The 19,107-nt window shown below is 39.9% G+C and carries 13 protein-coding genes; 12 read left to right on the top strand and 1 reads right to left on the bottom strand.

Translation table 11 applies throughout. The features are described from left to right. Positions 1–365 precede the first annotated feature (365 nt). The 11 genes from I6E11_RS09640 to I6E11_RS15335 all read left to right on the top strand — a co-directional run bounded on the left by I6E11_RS09640 (position 366) and on the right by I6E11_RS15335 (position 15,395). Positions 366–3,575: a SusC/RagA family TonB-linked outer membrane protein gene (locus I6E11_RS09640; RefSeq protein WP_235337840.1), complete on the top strand. Its 3,210-nt coding sequence runs from the start codon at positions 366–368 to the stop codon at positions 3,573–3,575. A 36-nt stretch (positions 3,576–3,611) separates the two neighbouring features. Then, on the top strand, positions 3,612–5,363 hold the full coding sequence (locus tag I6E11_RS09635) for a RagB/SusD family nutrient uptake outer membrane protein (RefSeq protein ID WP_235337839.1): 1,752 nt from the start codon (positions 3,612–3,614) through the stop codon (positions 5,361–5,363). Between the two features lie 23 nt (positions 5,364–5,386). Continuing rightward, positions 5,387–7,129: a bacterial Ig-like domain-containing protein gene (locus tag I6E11_RS09630; protein WP_235337838.1), complete on the top strand. Its 1,743-nt coding sequence runs from the start codon at positions 5,387–5,389 to the stop codon at positions 7,127–7,129. Between the two features lie 65 nt (positions 7,130–7,194). Next, a complete protein-coding gene (locus I6E11_RS09625; protein ID WP_235337837.1) occupies positions 7,195–9,147 on the top strand; it encodes an arabinan endo-1,5-alpha-L-arabinosidase in 1,953 nt (650 codons plus the stop codon). 3 nt (positions 9,148–9,150) lie between these two features. Continuing rightward, positions 9,151–10,170 (top strand): arabinan endo-1,5-alpha-L-arabinosidase, encoded by a 1,020-nt coding sequence (locus I6E11_RS09620; protein ID WP_235337836.1) that lies wholly within the window; start codon positions 9,151–9,153, stop codon positions 10,168–10,170. Positions 10,171–10,224: 54 nt separating this feature from the next. Further along, on the top strand, positions 10,225–10,431 hold the full coding sequence (locus I6E11_RS09615; RefSeq protein ID WP_235337835.1) for a hypothetical protein: 207 nt from the start codon (positions 10,225–10,227) through the stop codon (positions 10,429–10,431). 18 nt (positions 10,432–10,449) lie between these two features. Beyond that, positions 10,450–12,177 (top strand): LamG-like jellyroll fold domain-containing protein, encoded by a 1,728-nt coding sequence (locus tag I6E11_RS09610; protein ID WP_235337834.1) that lies wholly within the window; start codon positions 10,450–10,452, stop codon positions 12,175–12,177. A 247-nt stretch (positions 12,178–12,424) separates the two neighbouring features. Then, positions 12,425–12,667 (top strand): hypothetical protein, encoded by a 243-nt coding sequence (locus tag I6E11_RS09605; RefSeq protein WP_235337833.1) that lies wholly within the window; start codon positions 12,425–12,427, stop codon positions 12,665–12,667. 100 nt (positions 12,668–12,767) lie between these two features. Then, positions 12,768–14,246, top strand: a complete 1,479-nt coding sequence (gene cysS / locus I6E11_RS09600; protein ID WP_235337832.1) for a cysteine--tRNA ligase — start codon at positions 12,768–12,770, stop codon at positions 14,244–14,246. Between the two features lie 235 nt (positions 14,247–14,481). Further along, positions 14,482–15,051, top strand: coding sequence for a porin family protein (locus I6E11_RS09595; RefSeq protein WP_235337831.1), 570 nt, complete (start codon positions 14,482–14,484; stop codon positions 15,049–15,051). Positions 15,052–15,269: 218 nt separating this feature from the next. Further along, a complete protein-coding gene (locus I6E11_RS15335; RefSeq protein WP_394800124.1) occupies positions 15,270–15,395 on the top strand; it encodes a beta-galactosidase small subunit-related protein in 126 nt (41 codons plus the stop codon). Between the two features lie 50 nt (positions 15,396–15,445). Here I6E11_RS15335 and I6E11_RS09590 read toward each other — a convergent pair whose 3' ends face one another. Beyond that, a complete protein-coding gene (locus I6E11_RS09590; protein ID WP_235337830.1) occupies positions 15,446–16,423 on the bottom strand; it encodes a Gfo/Idh/MocA family protein in 978 nt (325 codons plus the stop codon). A 106-nt stretch (positions 16,424–16,529) separates the two neighbouring features. Here I6E11_RS09590 and priA point away from each other — a divergent pair, with 106 nt between their 5' ends. Next, the gene (gene priA / locus I6E11_RS09585; protein ID WP_235337829.1) at positions 16,530–18,992 is read left to right on the top strand and encodes a replication restart helicase PriA; all 2,463 of its coding nucleotides are present in this window, start codon (positions 16,530–16,532) and stop codon (positions 18,990–18,992) included. The last annotated feature ends 115 nt before the right edge of the window (positions 18,993–19,107 follow it).

The following is a 19,107-nucleotide window of genomic DNA, read 5'->3' as shown; positions in this document are numbered from 1 at the left end:
GAATTACATATAAACATAAATCTTTTGTAATAGGTGGACTAATGTAAAAAATGAACTTTTGCATTTTTGTCCACTTATTATCTTTTTTTGTCCACTATCATTTTTCACTTTGACTCCTATATTTGCAGTGTTAAAAATCTTTTGTATAATTTTAAAATGTTGTATTATGAAAAATGCGTTGGAATTATTCGTCGGTATTGACGATATAGTATGTAGAATACGATATCATACGGTAAAACGTCTTTTGAATTTCATTTGACAGGATTCGATGTGATATAAATTTTTGAACTAGCGAATTAAAAAACATCTTTGTTAGGCTAGAGTAATCTAGTAGTCTATTAAAATTTAATTTAATACCATTAAAAATGAAAAAACAATTAATTTTTTCTGCAATGCTTGGTTTATGTGGCTTTGGAGGTATGATGATGTATCCAGTATCGGCCATTGCTGCTGTAGCGCAATCACCAACAATAAAGGTTCGTGGTCAGGTTATTGACGATCAGGGTTTACCATTATTGGGAGCTACTATCAGAATTAAAGATGGACAAACCGGAACAACAACAGACTTGGATGGAAATTTCCAATTGGATGTTCCTGGTAATGCAGTTCTTCTGGTAAGTTATGTAGGTTATAAAGATCGTGAGATTGCTGTTCGCAATAGAGCTGTTCTTGAGCCTATTCAATTGCAGACAGATGATTTGATGCTTGAGCAGGTTGTTGTCGTGGGTTATGGTACACAGAAAAAATCCGATTTAACAGGTTCTGTATCTGTAGTAGATGCTGAAGCATTGAAGCAGGTTTCACACTCAAATATTTCTTCTATGCTCGAAGGAAAGGTTGCAGGTGTACAGATTACATCTGATGGTCAGCCTGGAGCAGATCCTTCCGTACGTATCCGTGGTATTGGATCATTTGGAAGCACAGCACCTCTTTATGTAATAGACGGCGTTCCGATGGGAACTTCCATACGCGATTTCTCTTCAAATGATATCGAAACTATCCAGGTTCTGAAGGATGCATCGGCAGCAGCTATCTATGGTTCTCGTGCTGCAAACGGTGTGGTTATCATTACTACAAAACGTGGTCAGAAAGACCAGCCTCTTAAAGTGGATTATAATGGATATTTTGGTGTAGATTATATCCCTAACAATGTATACGATGTAATGGATGCTGACCAGTATAGCCAGTACGTTGGTCAGGCTTGCGTTAACTCTGATACTCCTATTCCCGGAGGATATAAGTTGGATAGCGAAACCGGAAAATACCGTTTTCAGGATAATACCAATACTGATTGGTTTAAAGAAGTATTCAAGACTGGTATCCGCCAAAATCATAATGTGAACCTTTCAGGTGGTGGTGCACATAATACATATAACGTAGCATTGGACTATTTTAACCAGAAAGGAACTCTTGAAGGAGCAGGTCCTAATTATGAACGTTTTACAGCACGTGTAAATAATACAATGGACACTAAGTTTGTGAAGTTCCATACCAGTATCGTTTATTCTCATTCAGATCAGGATAACATGGGATTGTCGAATGCTTCGGAATATGTTCAGGGATTATATGGTGACGTAACTAATGTTCTTCGTGGAACATTGCTTATGCAGCCTACCATAAAGGCCTATGACGAGTCTACATGGGTATTGGACGACAAAGTAGGTATTGCAAAAGACTTCAATTACGATGCTTATGGTTATGGAGTTTATTATGATGATATACATGGCGATATCTCTGCATCCAACCCATTGCTTATAAATAATCTGATGCAGCGTAATACACGTGTTGACAGATTTGTGGGAACTGCATCGGCAGATGTGGACCTTCTAAAAATGATTGGTGTTGACAGCAAAAATCATAAACTTAATTATAAATTGAATCTTTCTTATAGTAAGACTAACTGCAAGGATTTTACATGGATTCCTTCATGGGTACAGAGTAACCGTGTTTATTTGGCAAAAAGCAATGAACGTCTGACAAAAGCTTCACGTATATACTCGGATGCTTTGATAGAGAATGTCCTTACTTATGATGGTACAATAGGAAATCATCATATAAATGTTATTGCCGGTCAGACTTTCGAAGAAGAAAATACAGACTTGTTGACAGGATGGGGACTTAATTTTACAGAACCTTATTTCTTGCAACTTCAGAATGGAGCCGATACTTATTCAGAAAGTTTCGAATATAAGCACGCCATCTTGTCTTATATCGGTCGTATCAATTATAATTACGATGACAGATATTTGTTCTCTGCAACAGTTCGTAGAGATGCAAGCTCACGTCTGACTAGAAGCATACGTTGGGGAACTTTCCCTTCAGTATCTTTGGGTTGGCGTTTTGATAAGGAAAATTTCTTCCCTTTCAATACGGATGTAGTGAATATGTTTAAGGTTCGTGGTAGCTATGGTGAACTTGGTAATGAGAATATAGGTGAGTATATGTATCAGGCAGTAATGTCGCGTAACAATATGACTTACAACTTTAATAATTCACCTGTCACAGGTTCTGCCATTTCTACTTTTGTGGATAATAATCTGGCATGGGAAAAGAAGAAAACATACAACGTTGGTGTTGACCTCGCATTCTTCCGTAACAGATTGGAGTTCACTGCTGAATGGTATAAGAACACAAGTACAGATTTGTTGTATGCAGTTCCTGTTCCAGAACAGGCCGGTGTTTCAAATACTACGGTAACAATGAATGCCGCATCGATGGAAAACTCCGGTTTTGAATTCTCTGCTACTTATCGTAATCATGACAATCCTTTCAAATATGAATTCTCTGGTAACCTCAGTACATTGAAAAACCGTGTAACTTCATTAGGTTTCGGTACAGATTCTTATATCTCCGGATCATATATAACAAATGTTGGAGAAGAGATAGGTCAGTTCTACGGTTGGGTATACGAAGGTATAGCTCGTACACAGGAAGATCTTGATAATCATGCAGTGCAGGAAGGTGCACAGGTTGGTGACTGCCTTTATAAAGACGTAAGTGGCCCGGATGGTACTCCTGACGGTAAGGTAGACGCATACGACCAGGTTGTACTTGGTAGCGGTCTGCCAAAGGTAAACTTCGGTCTTAGCGCACGTTTTGAATATAAAGGTTTTGATTTGAGTATCTCTACTTTCGGTGCTTTGAACTATCATGTAAGTGACGATATCTACAACTCCTTGAATTCTTGCTATGGTTGGGGTAATAAAGCTGTTGCCATTCTTGATGCCAACCGTTTCAGTGAAGATGGAAGCACTTATATCTCAGATGTTCCACGTACTTACATAACCAATAATGCCAGCCTTGCATGGAATGACCTCTTCAGCCAGCGTAAGATTCAGAATGCAGCTTATTGGAAAATTGCAAATGTGGAATTAGGTTATAACTTCCCTAATGAATGGTTCGGTAAATATGTATCCGATGTACGTCTATACGTATCTGCACAGAACTTGCATACATTTACCGGTTATCATGGTTATAATGTGGACTTTGCAGGTGGTACATTTACTCCTGGTTATAACTTCTGTTCATATCCAACAGCACGTACATTCATGTGTGGTGTTCATTTTACATTCTAATCTTTATTCAGTATCTAAATACCAAAAAAATATATTATGAAACTCAATAAATATTCATTGGCTCTATTCTTTGGTCTTGGAATCATGACTTCTTGTGTGGACAGATTGGAGATGGTGAATCCAAACCAACAGACTTCAAGCACTTTCGGTTTCAATGCCGATGATTTGGAGGAAAGTGTTATTGCTGCTTATAATCATATACGTATGGAAGGTTCTTATGCACGTGTAGGTTATACTATCGACGTATGCCGTGGTGATGAAGCATGGAACTCTTCACAGGTATGGTATCTGCCTTTCGATGACTTGAACGCAGAAGTTACTTCTGATATCACATGGTGGCCCTGGCGCGAGTGGTATTATACTATTAATGTATGTAACTTTATCCTTTCACGTTGTGACGAAGACAACAGTAAACTTTCTGAAAGCATGCGACGCATTAAAGGTCAGGCTTTGTTCCTCAGAGGTTTGTCTTATTACAATCTGGTAGGTTATTATCAGAATCCACCTCTTATAACTGATTATGAGGGTTATTCTTCACTTGAAGGTCTTTATGGCAAGAATAGTTCTTACGATGAGGTACTCGACCAGGTAGAAGAGGATTTCCTTGGTGCTATGGGCTTGCTTCCATCTCGCGATATGGGTGGTGAATGGTCTGGCGGACGTGCCACTTGTGGTTCTGCAGCCGGCTATTATGCACGTACTCTGATGGTTCGCCATAAATTCTCAGAGGCGCTTACAGTTCTGACAGACATTATCGACAAGAAGTATGGTACATATAGATTGATGGATAACTATGGTGATAACTTCAGAGAAGGTTCTGCTTACGAAAACAATGACGAAAGTCTTTTCGAAGTACAGTTCCTGGATTATGGTTCACAGGGAACAGACGATGAATGGACTCCGGTAAATACAAGTCCTAATGCAACACAAGGTTCTGCCATAGAGAGTAACTTTGCTCCCGGAGTATATGGCGGATGGGCCGATATTTCTGCTTCTCCTTGGTTATATCATCTTTTTAAAGAAGAAAAAACTAAAGACGGCAAACTTGATCCACGTCTTTACTGGACTATCGGTACATATGAAACAGATTGGGAAGGTTTTGAATTTGGAAATGTAGCCTATACTCATACTCTTTCTTCTACAGAGGATATTTATACCAATAATACTAACGGTGGATTGCCTATAGCCAAATTTACAAATCTCCGTACTGGCTTGTATAGCACAGTTGTTACAGGTTTGCGCGACGGTATAAACATTCGCCTGATGCGTTATTCTGATGTATTGCTTCGTGCAGCAGAATGCGAGAATGAAGTTAACGGTCCTACACAGAGAGCTATTGACTGGATTAATGAAGTTCGTGGCCGTGCTGATTTGCCTGACCTGGAACTTGAAGACTTTGATACAGCTGATAAACTTTTCGAACAGATAGCAAATGTTGAAAGACCTAAGGAATTTGGTTGTGAATTTGGTCGTGGATTCGATTTGATCAGATGGGGATTCTTCTACGATAACGGTCGTTTGCAGCAGCTTAAAGAGCATGGAACATTCCGTCGTTCTACAAAGAATATAAAAGAACCGGTAAGTTACGCCAATATATCGTCTGATCCGGAATTGAAGAGTTCATTTGATACCTATATCACAGGTCATGAGTTTCTGCCTATTGTTCAGACATTGACAAATAAGAACCCTAATCTTGAAGGAAACTCTGCAAACAACAGTTCTGACAACTCAGTCTATTTCAGAGAAAAAGGATGGACAGTACGTCCTGTAGTTGATTTAAATGAATAAATAACCTAATTATGTTTAAGACAATGAAAAACTATAATAAAATAGCATTAGCATGTTGCTCTGCAGCTTTTGGACTGTTTACATTGGCAGGTTGCGAAGGAGGAGAAATCTTCGAAGTTGATGCTCCGGATTGGATTTCCGACAAAGTTCAGGAAATAGAAGATGCTAATAGTCAGACTGATGAAGATGTATATACATTTGGTAAAACAGATTTTTCCAGCGGATGGTGGACTGATTTCTCAAAGTATTATGTAATTCCGGATGGTAGAATATTTACTGCTGAGTTTGAGCTTCATATTAACCCGAATGCAACAAATACTTATAAGAATTTTGCTCTTATCCTTACGAATGATGTAGACCGTGGTGGCGAAGGATATAAAGAGTATGGGGCAATACGTTTCGACCATCAACCTACAGGTAATTCAGAGTGGGGAGATTATATAGATCGTTCTTATGTACAAAGTAATCTTACTTTCGAAACAGATACTGATGAAGGTATTGAAAAACTTGGAGGAAAAGTGACACTTACAGTTGACAGGACAATAAATGACTTTTTTGTTGTTACGATGACAAATGGAGTTGTTACTAAAACTTATGAACAACCATATGAGTTGGAGAACTTGAATGCTGAAGAAAGCAATACCAATATAAGATGTTTTCTTGTTGTAGAAGGATCTTATATTGATTTCCTAAGTTCTAAAATCGGAACAACTGGTGGTAGTATTTCTGAAGACAAGAATCCGGAATCTATGGAACTACGGGATGTACCGCAATACGTAAATGTAGGTACTTCACTTGAAGAAGCAATGGCAGGAGTTACTGCTGTAGTTACTTTTGAAGATGTGACAAAAACTGTAGCAGCTTCAGAACTTAGTTTCTATGCAATTCCTGATATGAATACTCCAGGACAAAAAACTTTGGTTGCTGCGTATAATAAAACCTTTAGAGGTGAGAACTGTGATAAACCTGTTATGGCAAATGCCAAGTTTGAAGTTGTTGAAAGTATTGAATCTATTGAAGTAACAACTCCACCATCACATACTACATACTATTATTACACAACAAAAGCAACGGAAGCATTGACAGATCGAACTATGGCTTTCGATCCTACAGGAATGGTTGTTACGGCTACTGAATCTACCGGAAAACAAAGAGTTCTTGATAACTCAAGACTTACTTTCTCAGCTATCCCGGCTACTGCTGGTACTCATAAAGTAACTATTACTGCTGGCGAGGGCATTATTGCAGAAGTCAGTATAACAGTTCAGGAATCTCAAGTCTCACCGGTTAGTTATACAGGCACTGTAGGAGCAACAGATAACAGTACAGGTTTCTTACAAGCTTATACTGATAATTTTAAAGTGGCTGTAGGAGAAACAAAATCTGTAAGCTTTACTAATTATAGTAATCTATCGGGTAACTGGAATAACTTTATTGTAGCTCTTAGAAAGAATGATAATAGTCTGTACTATTGGCTTCGTGCTGATAATTATGGAAGGAACGCTGCTGATGTTGAGATACCGTTCCCTCACAGCGGAACACAATGGGTAAACCAGACATGGGAAGAATGGCTTCAAAGCATGAATGGTGCTGAAGTTACAGTTTATGTCACAAACTGCGGTAATGGAACAGCTGATGTTCAGATTGAGATGATTGGTAATGACAACCAACTTGATACACAATATTATTTGGGCGCTAATGCAATAGATCTTGATGATTTGTATTTTGCACTTTCTGTTGATGGTTGTCATCTCGTTTTCGAATAAGTTTTTTATAACAATACATGCCGTTACTCTTTTGGAGTAGCGGTATGTTTAAACAAAATAATCAAATGAAAAAAATATCATACTTTTTGATGTCCTTATTTACGGTTTTCGGCTTTACAGCTTGTACCGATGGATTGGATAATATAGAATACAGCAGCGACAGCGGTATAACAGCGTCAGCTCCTGTTGTAAGTGAAAAGACTGGTTTTTCTTTGACCGTAACATCTTCTGCTGGCGGCGATGTAAATAATGTAGTGAAAAAAGGTTTCTGCTATAGCTTGAATGTTCAGAATCCTACTATTAAAGATAATGTTTTGGATGCGGACGGGAATTTTAGTGTTACTATTTCAGGCCTGAAAAGCAATACTCCTTATTATGTACGTGCTTATATCTACGGTAATAGCCGTTACATATATTCTGAAACTATTACAGCGACTACCGCCGACGTAAGTCTTGAAGAACAGCTTGAAAACTACGTGGCTCCGGATTATGATGATAACTATACCTCTATTGCGACATGGGATATGCGTAAACAGTGGAATTTGGCAAATGTTCACGACCCTTCTGTATTCAAGGCTGAAGACGGTTATTACTATATGTACCAGACAGATGCTTCATACGGTAATGCTCATGAAGGACACGGACACTTCCATTGTCGCAGATCAAAAGACTTGGTTGAATGGGAATATCTTGGAGCTACAATGCTTGATACACCAGAATGGGTTAAAATAAAACTTAATGAGTATAGGGCTGAAATGGGATTGGAACCTATAGAAGAACCTGCATATGGTTATTGGGCTCCGGTAGTAAGAAAAGTAAGAGACGGACTCTACAGAATGTATTACAGCATTGTGATTGATAATTATATAAAGACAGGTGCTATTAATACTGAAAGTAATTTTGACAATTCATGGACAGAACGTGCGTTTATCGGTCTTATGGAAACATCAGATCCTGCTTCAAACGTATGGGAAGATAAGGGAATGGTGGTATGCTCTTCATCTGATAAGGCATTGGATGGATGGAGTAGAGCTAGTCTATCAGATTGGGATGCTTATTTCTATTTCAATGCTATCGACCCTGCATATGTAATAACAGAAAGTGGAGAACATTGGATGATTTACGGTTCATGGCATAGCGGTTTTGCTGCCGTTCAGATTAATCCTGAAACAGGAAAACCACAGGCAGAATTGAATAAACCTTGGGCGATATCTGATTGGAACGCAAATACATACGGTAAACTTGTTGCTAAAAGAAATAACAATCGTTGGCAGGGCTCTGAAGGTCCGGATGTAATCTATAATCCTCAGACAGGATATTATTATATGTTTATTGCTTATGGCCAGCTTGCCGTAGCTTATAATACACGTGTAGTACGTTCTGAAAATCCTGATGGACCATATGTGGATATGAAAGGTAATCAGGCGACCAGTGGAGAGGATATGTATCCGGCTGTAACCGCACCATATAAGTTCAGTAGTGGTTATGGATGGGTAGGTATATCACATTGTGGTATCTTTGATGATGGAAACGGTAACTGGTTCTATACTTCACAAGGTAGATTCCCTGCAAATGTAGGAGGAAATGAGTATAGTAACTCTATTATGATGGGACATGTACGCAGCATACGCTGGACTGAAGAAGGATGGCCTGTTGTAATGCCGGAACGTTATGGAGCAGTGCCTCAGGTGGCAATATCTAGATCTGAACTCGTTGGTAACTGGGAACTTATACAGTTTAAGCCAACAAGAGATAATAGTACTAATGATAGTAATGCCACACAGTATGCTTCTAAAGTTATAACATTGGGTGAGGACGGAAAAGTTACTTCAGAAGCTTGGGGTAATGATGTTGCATGGTCGTTCGATGCAGAAAATAATGTGATTTCAATAGGAACAAATAAAATATATATCCAGCGAGAAGTAGACTGGGAAGCAAATCCGCGTAAGGTAACTATCGTTGGTGGTGGTTATGAAAATAGCGGAAGCATAACTAATTGGATGAAGAAAAAATCATAATATATGAAACTTAGAATCCGGTTATTAACGGCATTTATTGTTGGTTCATCATTCGCTATTTTGCCCGTCCAAGCGCGGGCAGCAGCGGATGATATTATCACCGTCGATAAGGTAATGACTCACGACCCGGTGATGATAAAAGAAAAAGATACATATTATCTCTTTGCCACGGGGCAGGGGATAAGCGTGATGTCCTCGCGTGATATGAAGAACTGGAAGTTCGAACCGTCTGTCTTTGCAGAAGCACCCCAATGGGCTGTAGACTTGATTGACGGATATAACGGGCATACATGGGCACCGGACGTGATTTATCACGGAGGCCTGTACCACCTGTTTTATTCCTGTTCGGCTTTCGGAAAGAATACATCTGCCATCGGGCATGCCACAACTCCCACTCTCGACCGTAAAGACCCGCGTTTCAAGTGGACCGACCACGGTAAGGTGATTCAGTCTGTTCCGAACCGTGATTCATGGAACGCTATCGACCCTAATATAATCATAGACGAGAAAGGCACTCCGTGGATGTCTTTCGGCTCTTTCTGGGATGGAATAAAGCTGGTACGTCTTACTGATGACCTTAATGCTGTGGCTGAACCACAGGAGTGGTATTCTATATCACGCCGTCAGCGCTCTGTCAATGTGAAGGCTGAGGATGCAGGCGATGGTGCTGTTGAAGCTCCATTTATAATGAAACATGGCGAATATTACTACCTGTTCGTTTCGTTTGATTATTGTTGCCGTGGGTTGAAGAGTGATTATAAAGTCGCTGTAGGTCGTTCTAAAAAAGTTTGTGGTCCGTACCTTGACCGTGACGGAAAATCGATGGAACATGGAGGAGGAACAATATTGGTGAAAGGTAACAAAGATTGGGCGGGAATCGGTCATTGTGCTGCATATGAGTTTGATGGTAAATCATATTTCATAGCTCATGCCTATTCTACGAAAGAAAATGGTACTCCGAAACTGATTATCCGCGAGATTAATTGGACTTCAGACGGATGGCCTGAGGTAGAGATATATTAAACTCGGAAGATTGAGTATATAGACTTATATTTATAACCCTTAAAACTATAAAAGATGAAAGATCAAAGAGTCTTAAAAACAGAAACAATGGTTTCTTCATGCATGAAAGAAACTTATGTGGCACCTATGACAGTTGCTTATAGCGTGCAGAATGAAGGTGTGTTATGTTCCAGTAATCCTACAGGAACGGTGGATGATCCGACTTATGGTGTAAGTGCGGGATTCTATGAAACCGGTGTAAATAGTTTATTTGAAAATTAATTTTAAAAAGGTACAACTATGATACATACAAATCGTTTTATTGCACTTTCATGTGTAGTAGCTTCAGTTTTCGCAACATCATGCGTAAACGAGATTGAAGAAGGATTAACTTCTGTAAGTGGCGAAGGATATTATATTTCTTTGACTGGTGAAGTAAATAAAGGTGGTACCGAGTCAAGGGCTCATTGGGATATAAATAGCGATGGCAATCAAACTCTTGCTTTTGCCTGGGATCAATCTCAAGATGAGATGAAGTCATTCGTATGGAGCAACAATTCTTTTGTTGGTTTTAAAGATAATAAGAACTATTCTGCTACTACCGTAACTCCAAATGCGGAGAATAAGAAACAGGCACAGCTCCAGATTACAACAGGTTTGTCACGAGAGTATGCTGAAAATGACGTTATCTGGGCTGTATCTCCTTTGGCTGAAACCAATATCAGTGCTAATAATAAAGTGACATTCACTCTGCCTGACCAATTTGTGCAAACAGACTTGAACAGTACAGAACATCTTAAAGATTATGTTTTGATGTCCGGTACAGGTATTGTAGGCAGTGATAAAACTGCAAGCATCAGTTTTGATGTTCTTCCTGCAATATACAGATTCAAGGTTACTAATAATGAAAACGAAGTTCTTACAGTAAATGAAGTAAGCATTTCCGGACCATTCTGTAATCAGGCTGTATTGGAATATGGAAAAGACCCTGTTTACAGTGTAGCAGATGGTAGCTATACTATAAAAGTGGCTACACCTGCAGAAGGTCTGGAAGTAGCTGCCGGTGCAACTGCATATCTTTATGCTTTGGTATTCCCTACGAATACATCTACAATATCAAGTAATATCACTCTTTCTTTCAAAGGTACATATGGTGAAGTTTCTGCAAATTATACTAAGACTGCTAAATGCAATGAAGTTTATGCTGGTAAAGATTTAGTAAATAATACCTATAACGATATGAATGTCCCTGTATCAAAAGGAAGTGAAGAATCGCAGTTACCTATAGCAGTTTATTTCAACAATTTTGAAAATACAGAAAATAATGGATGCACTATTCATGGCGATGGCCAGTATCAGAATGAAGGCGAAGTTTGGGGTGATGTGTTCCAGAATGGCTCAGGTGCTCAACGTACGCATTATCTTCAGTTGCCAACGGATGTACTTTCTCACTCTACAGAAACACAGGAAATGACCATTGCATTCTGGATAAATGCTAAGAATGCAGATGCATATGAATGGGCGCCTATCTTTACGGCTTATGCAGATGTACCAAAATGGGAAACTAAACAATATCAAGACGGGACAACGAAAGAAATGTATTTAAATACTTTCCCTATGTTTGCGTGCCAGTCGCGTGGAGTAATACAGATTAATTGCGCCGGATGGTGTGATTTCCCGGATAATTTGAATGTGAACAATGTCAACACGCTATATCATTTTGATAACGACTGGTTTGCTGATAATCAATGGCATTACTATACCGTAGTCTTGACAGCAACTAACGCTAAGGTTTATTTGGACGGAGAAATTAAGAATGAATGGAATGTTACTGGTAGTGGAGACGGTAATGTAATTGCTGGATTATTCAGTAACGGAGCAGATTTGAAATATATCTGCTTAGGTGGAAACCAAGCTTGGGATTGGGAGGATAATGATGCCGCATTCATGTTCGATGATTTTGCAGTTTATAATGAAGTTTTGACTCAGGAGCAGATTAAACTCTTAATCTCAAATAAAACAAACTAATATCTTATATAACCTAAATCTAACTTCGTTAGCCGTTGGTTCGGTTTTGCCTGAACCTGTGTAAGTTGTCGAAGTTAGTGTAAGACATCGCACGTTAGGGCGGACATAGAAGTTGAAAGCCGGCAGACCAGTTACTGCCGGCTTTTCTTTTTTATGAGACTGCCACACTTTACCTTATTACGGAACGCAGTGAAGGGATGACTGCTGTAACTTCTAAACAACCATAGAAACTATTTTGGGCTTTGTTATGAATATTGGCGATTTCAGTACAAATATTTCTTATGTTGGACAAACTACGTCTACAGTAAACAAGACATATGTTCAGGACTGGATAAAGCAGTCCTTAGTGAACTATGATGCCAATGAACTTAAGGTTACGTTTGCTGATGCCGACAACCGTAAGCCTGAAAAGGAGATACTGAAGATAAAGAAATCATCTTCTGTTCCGATAGTGTTGCAGCCGGAAGGAAGAGTGGTTATTGTGAAGTAAAACAGACTATTAAACTGTTATATTGAAAGAAAATTACTGGTAGTTTATGTCCGTCATGGAATTTATTTATAACTTTGCAGTCTAACATATTTTATGCATTATGGAAAATAAACTTTTAATCTATAATACACTGAGCCGTACGAAAGAACTTTTCAAACCGGCTCATGCTCCGCACGTGGGCATGTATGTGTGTGGACCAACCGTGTATGGCGATGCCCATCTGGGACATGCACGTCCGGCAATTACTTTCGATATTCTTTTCCGTTATCTCACTCATATTGGATATAAGGTACGCTATGTGCGCAATATTACTGACGTGGGCCATCTGGAGCACGATGCGGATGATGGTGAAGACAAGATTGCAAAGAAAGCACGTCTGGAACAGCTTGAACCAATGGAAGTGGTACAGTATTATCTGAATCGCTATCATAAGGCTATGGAGGCTCTTAACGTTCTTCCTCCAAGCATCGAACCTCATGCTTCGGGACATATCATAGAGCAGATACAGCTGGTAGAGGAAATCCTTAAGAACGGATATGCTTACGAGAGCCAGGGTTCTGTATATTTCGATGTGGCAAAATATAATAAGGACCATCACTATGGAAAATTGTCGGGTAGAAATCTTGACGATGTACTGAATACTACACGCGAGTTGGACGGTCAGCAGGAAAAACATAATCCTGCCGATTTTGCACTTTGGAAGTGTGCACAGCCTGAACATATCATGCGCTGGCCTTCGCCGTGGAGCGATGGTTTCCCGGGATGGCACTGCGAATGTACTGCTATGGGAAAGAAATATCTGGGCGAGACATTTGATATTCACGGTGGAGGTATGGACCTTGTATTCCCTCATCATGAATGTGAGATTGCACAGAGCGTGGCTTCGCAGGGACATGATATGGTACGCTATTGGATGCACAACAATATGATTACCATCAACGGTCAGAAGATGGGTAAGTCATTGGGCAATTTCATCACTCTTGACGAGTTCTTTACCGGTAGCAACAAATTGCTGGCACAGGCATATTCGCCTATGACAATCCGTTTCTTCATCCTTCAGGCACACTATCGCAGTACTGTCGATTTCAGTAATGAAGCACTACAGGCAGCCGAGAAAGGTCTTGAACGATTAATGGAAGGTGTGAAGAATCTTGAGCGCATTACTCCTTCGAAGACTACAAGCGGTATCGAACCGGCAGGACTTCGCGAGAAATGCTATGATGCAATGAACGACGACCTCAATACTCCTATCGTGATATCACATCTTTTCGATGCTACACGTATGATAAATACTGTAATCGACAAGAAAGCAACAATAAGCGAAGCCGACCTTGAAGAACTGAAACAGGTATTCAATATGTTTGTTTTCGAGATTCTTGGACTTAAGGCAGATGCAGAAAACAATGCAGCACGCGAAGAAGCTTATGGAAAGGTGGTTGATATGTTGCTGGAACAGCGTATGATAGCCAAAGCCAATAAGGATTGGGCCACAAGCGACAAGATACGCGATAATCTGGCAGCCTTGGGATTTGAGGTAAAGGATACCAAAGACGGATTTACGTGGAAACTTAATAAGTAAAAGAACTTATTTATAAATCAGTATCCGCTGAACAGTGTTTAAATACTATTTAAATAGCGTTTAAATTCTGTTTAGCGGATTTTTCTTTGTCGTTCTTATGATATTTACTATTGTAATAATCTTAAAATCTAAAGGGTAGCGGTTATACGTGAATGTGTAAAATCTGAAGAAAAAACTTGTGTTTTGATATAAAAACATTATTTTTGCCATTGATAATTAAAAAAATAGAACAATTATGAAAAAACTAGTTTCAACTCTATTGGTTTTTATGTGCTTGCTTATAACAGTTCCTGCACAGGCACAGATTAAATTTGGACTTAAAGGTGGTATTGATATGTCTAAAGTAACTACTGAAATAGGCGACAATGCCACAGGATTCTTTGTTGGTCCTATGATGGAAGCCACACTTCCTATTATTGGTCTTGGAGTAGACGTTGCTGCACTTTATTCACAGTCAGGAGTGAAATATAATGGTGCTGATGAAAAACTTAAATCTATTGAAGTCCCTGTAAACTTGAAGTGGACTGTAGGTTTGGGCAGTACCCTGGGAGTATTTGCAGCAGTAGGTCCTCAGTTCGGATTTAATCTTGATAATGGAGTGGATGCTGTATTGGAGAGTAAAAAATGTGCTGTAAGTGTAAATGTAGGAGTTGGATTGAAGCTGATAAGACATCTGCAGTTGGGCGTTAATTACAATATTGGAGCTAGCAAGATTGCAGGAAAATATTTAAGTGAATCCAATGAATATGTGGTTGATAACTTCCGCAAGAATTCATGGCAAGTATCATTGGCCTATATGTTCTGATATAGTATAATCAATATTATATAATAATCCCCTGTTTGTCGGCAATACGATTGCGGCAAGCAGGGGATTATTGTTTTAATATGTTACAAAAATCAGGTATAAACATGAGTATGATACTGTTTTTAACCTCAAATTGCTGTTGATTTAAATCAAAAAGCTCTAAAAAGTGATTTTCTCATCCTGCGTATTGAACAAACTTATTCTAATTCACGTACATAGTGCTTCATCTTGATGCACAGATGAGGGGGCTAGGAAACGGTTGTTGCGGTCCTATGACGTTGGAAAGTTATAAGATAGCTCCTATGCCTTTCAAATATAAATTGAGAATATCATACACAGACTGATAAAATCAGAAAATGCCACAAACTGACAATGCGGTTTGTGGCATTTTTGATTAATCCCAGGGATATTTCACTCCCCATTCTTTTCGCAGTGCATCCATTTGATGCATTATTCTTATTGTTTCCTTGTGAGGCATGTAAGGAGATTCCTTCCAACCGTTTTCGATAGCTTCAATTGATGCTCTTACCTGATATTCAAAACCGGTAATCTGTTCCGGTGCTTTGTATTCGGCTATTAGCTTATAGTCAGTATCGTATACTTTTATTGATTCAGGGCAATTAATATTCTCAACAATGATACGTCCTTTATCGCCTGAAATAATACCCATCCTGTCAGTCTGTGCATTAACAGTTGATAGCAGGCTGGCTATTTTACCATCCTTGTATATTAGGGAGATGCTTTCCTGTGCGTCTGTTCCGGTAGGAAGAAGCTTACATACGGATTTCATATCGGCAACTTCACTTCCAAAGGCCATTGCTGCGAAGTTAAGTGTATAGACTCCAATATCTAAAAGAGCACCACCTGCCAATTCCGGCTTCAAGACTCGTTCCACTTTATCCAAGACATATCCCAGACTGGCATACAGTGAATATGGAGTGCCTATCACTCCTTCGTCCAGCAGTTCCTTCATTTTCACTGACAGAGGCATGTAGCGTGTCCAAATAGCTTCTGTTATGAATACATTCTTTTCTTCTGCCAGACGGATTAGCTCTTCTGCCTGGCGTGCATTAGCAGTAAATGATTTTTCGCAGAGAACAGGCTTGCCGTTCATTATGCACAGACGTGCATGCTCGTAATGGTGCGAGTGTGGTGTGGCGATATAAACCAAATCAATTTCACTGTCGGCAACCAACTCTTCATAGCTTCCGTACGCTTTACTGAAATTCCATTTTGAGGCAAAAGCCTGAGCTTTTTCGATACTTCTTGATGCCACAGCGTAACTTTCTGCTTCATGCATTCCGTTGATGGTGGCAGCCATCTTCTCGGCTATGTGACCGCAACCGATAATTCCTATTTTATATTTTTTCATCCTGTATGAAAATTAGTTTAACTTCGTTGACTTAAAGTTCTGCAAAGCTATAAAAGTTTGGGAATATTTGTAGACAACAACATGTCCTTTTTTGTACCTTTGCGGTATGAAAAAGTACGTCGATGTCATAGTGCCGCTTCCCATTGCGAATACGTTTACATATTCTTTGCCTGAGTCGTTTGAAGACCAGGTGGAGATGGGGTGTCGTGTGGTAGTTCCTTTCGGGGTAAAGAAGTATTACACGGCTATCGTTGTGAAAATACACTATTCGGCACCGGAGGAATACGAGACAAAAGATATATCTGAGGTACTTGATAGGACTCCTGTGATGTTGGAACGCCAGTTGGCTTTCTGGAAGTGGGTGGCAGAGTATTATCTGTGTACGCTTGGTGATGTTTATAAGGCTGCACTTCCATCCGGAATGAAACTGGAAAGTGAAACGGTAGTGGAATACAATCCTGATTTCGTGGCAGATGAGCCTCTTTCGCCCAAGGAGCAGCGCATTCTTGACATCCTGAGTGTAGATACAGAACAGTGTATCACCCAGATAGAGCGAGCGGGAAATATAAAGAACATTCTTCCGGCAATAAAATCGCTGATGGAGAAGGATGCTATCCGTGTGAAGGAAGAACTGAAACGAAACTATAAACCTAAGACAGAAGTCCGTGTACGGTTACAGGACAATATGCGCGATGAGGCTATACTTCAGAAACAGTTTGACCTTTTGGCACGTGCTCCCAAGCAACTTGCTCTGCTGATGAAATATATTGAGTTGTCTGGTTGGATGCAGGAAGGAAAACTTCTGAAAGAGGTATCAAAGAAGACACTATTGGATGCTTCCGGTGCATCGGCATCAATTCTGAACGGTCTTATAGACAAACATATATTCGAGATTTATAACTACGAGATAGGACGTCTAACTGCAGGAAAGACAGAAACAGCCCCATTGAATCCGCTGAATGAAATCCAACAAAGGGCTTTCCATTCCATAATGTCGTCATTCCATCAGAAAAACATATGTCTTATTCATGGAGTTACTGCCAGCGGAAAGACTGAGGTATATATCCATCTGATAGAAGAGGTTATCAAAGCAGGAAAGCAGGTGCTTTATCTTCTTCCGGAGATTGCCCTTACCACGCAGATAACCGAACGGTTAAAGAGAATCTTCGGATCTCGTCTCGGGGTATATCATTCAAAATTTCCTGATGCCGAACGTGTGGAAATATGGCAAAAACAGCTTACTGAAAATGATTATGATGTGATACTTGGTGTACGCTCGTCAGTATTTCTTCCTTTCCGCAGACTCGGACTGGTGATAGTTGACGAGGAGCATGAAACATCGTATAAGCAGCAGGATCCGGCTCCGCGATATCATGCCCGAAGTGCTGCAATAATGCTTGCATCACTCTATGGCGCGAAAACTCTTCTTGGTACGGCTACTCCGAGTATGGAGTCGTATTATAATGCTACTAACGGAAAGTATTCACTGGTAGAAATGAAGGAAAGATACCAGCAGATACAGTTGCCGGAAATAGAGGTGGTAGATATTAAGGAACTTGCACGCAAAAGACGTATGTCCGGGCACTTTTCGCCTTTCCTCTTGCAGAAGATGAGAGAGGCGCTCGAGAACAAGGAACAGATTATACTTTTCCAGAACCGTCGCGGATTTGCACCGATGATAGAGTGCCGCACATGTGGATGGGTTCCGAAATGCAAGAATTGCGATGTGAGCCTTACCTATCATAAAGGACTCAATCAGCTGACATGTCATTATTGCGGATATACATACAGTGTGCCCAAATCATGTCCGGCTTGTGGAGGAGTGGAGATTGTTAACCGCGGTTTCGGTACAGAAAAGGTTGAAGACGATATAAAACAGATATTCCCAGATGCAACAGTCGCACGTATGGACATGGATACCACACGTACGCGTACTGCATATGAAAGAATAATCAACGACTTCCAGGAAGGAAGGACAGACATACTAATTGGTACACAAATGGTTTCTAAGGGGCTTGACTTCGACAGAGTGAGTGTAGTGGGAATTCTGAATGCCGATTCCATGCTTAACTATCCAGACTTCCGTTCGTACGAGAGAGCATTCCAGCTTATGGCTCAGGTATCTGGTAGGGCAGGACGTAAGAACAAACGCGGTCTGGTAGTGCTTCAGACCAAATCACCTGATATTCCGCTAATACATCAGGTGGTGACGAACGATTACAATGCACTTTATGATGAGCAGTGTGCCGAACGAAGTATGTTCCGCTATCCCCCGTTCTACAGACTGATATATGTATATCTCAAGCATCGTAAGGAAGATGTACTGGAACAGGCGGCCAATTGTATGGCATCATATCTGCGAAACGGACTTGCTGACCGTATACTTGGTCCGGACCGTCCACCTGTAGGGCGAATACAGACACTGTTTATCAAGAAGATAGTGATAAAAGTAGAACAGCAGGCATCAATGTCGAAAATTCGCACATATCTCCAGCAAGTGCAGCGAGCGATAATGGAAGATGAGCGTTTCAAGTCGTTGATGGTGTATTATGATGTAGATCCGTATTAGAGCTGACAAGGTATCAGGTACTAGATACTAGGTAGTAGGTACTAGGAAACCTCGTCAACTAGTTATCTAATATTAACTAATAACCAACAACTAACAACTGATAACTAACAACTTA

Origin of the sequence: Bacteroides caecigallinarum (assembly GCF_021531075.1) — a bacterium.
Classification (GTDB): Bacteria; Bacteroidota; Bacteroidia; order Bacteroidales; family Bacteroidaceae; genus Phocaeicola; species Phocaeicola caecigallinarum_B.
Note: the sequence above shows the minus strand (reverse complement) of the source record. Positions and strands in the feature narration are given on the sequence as shown.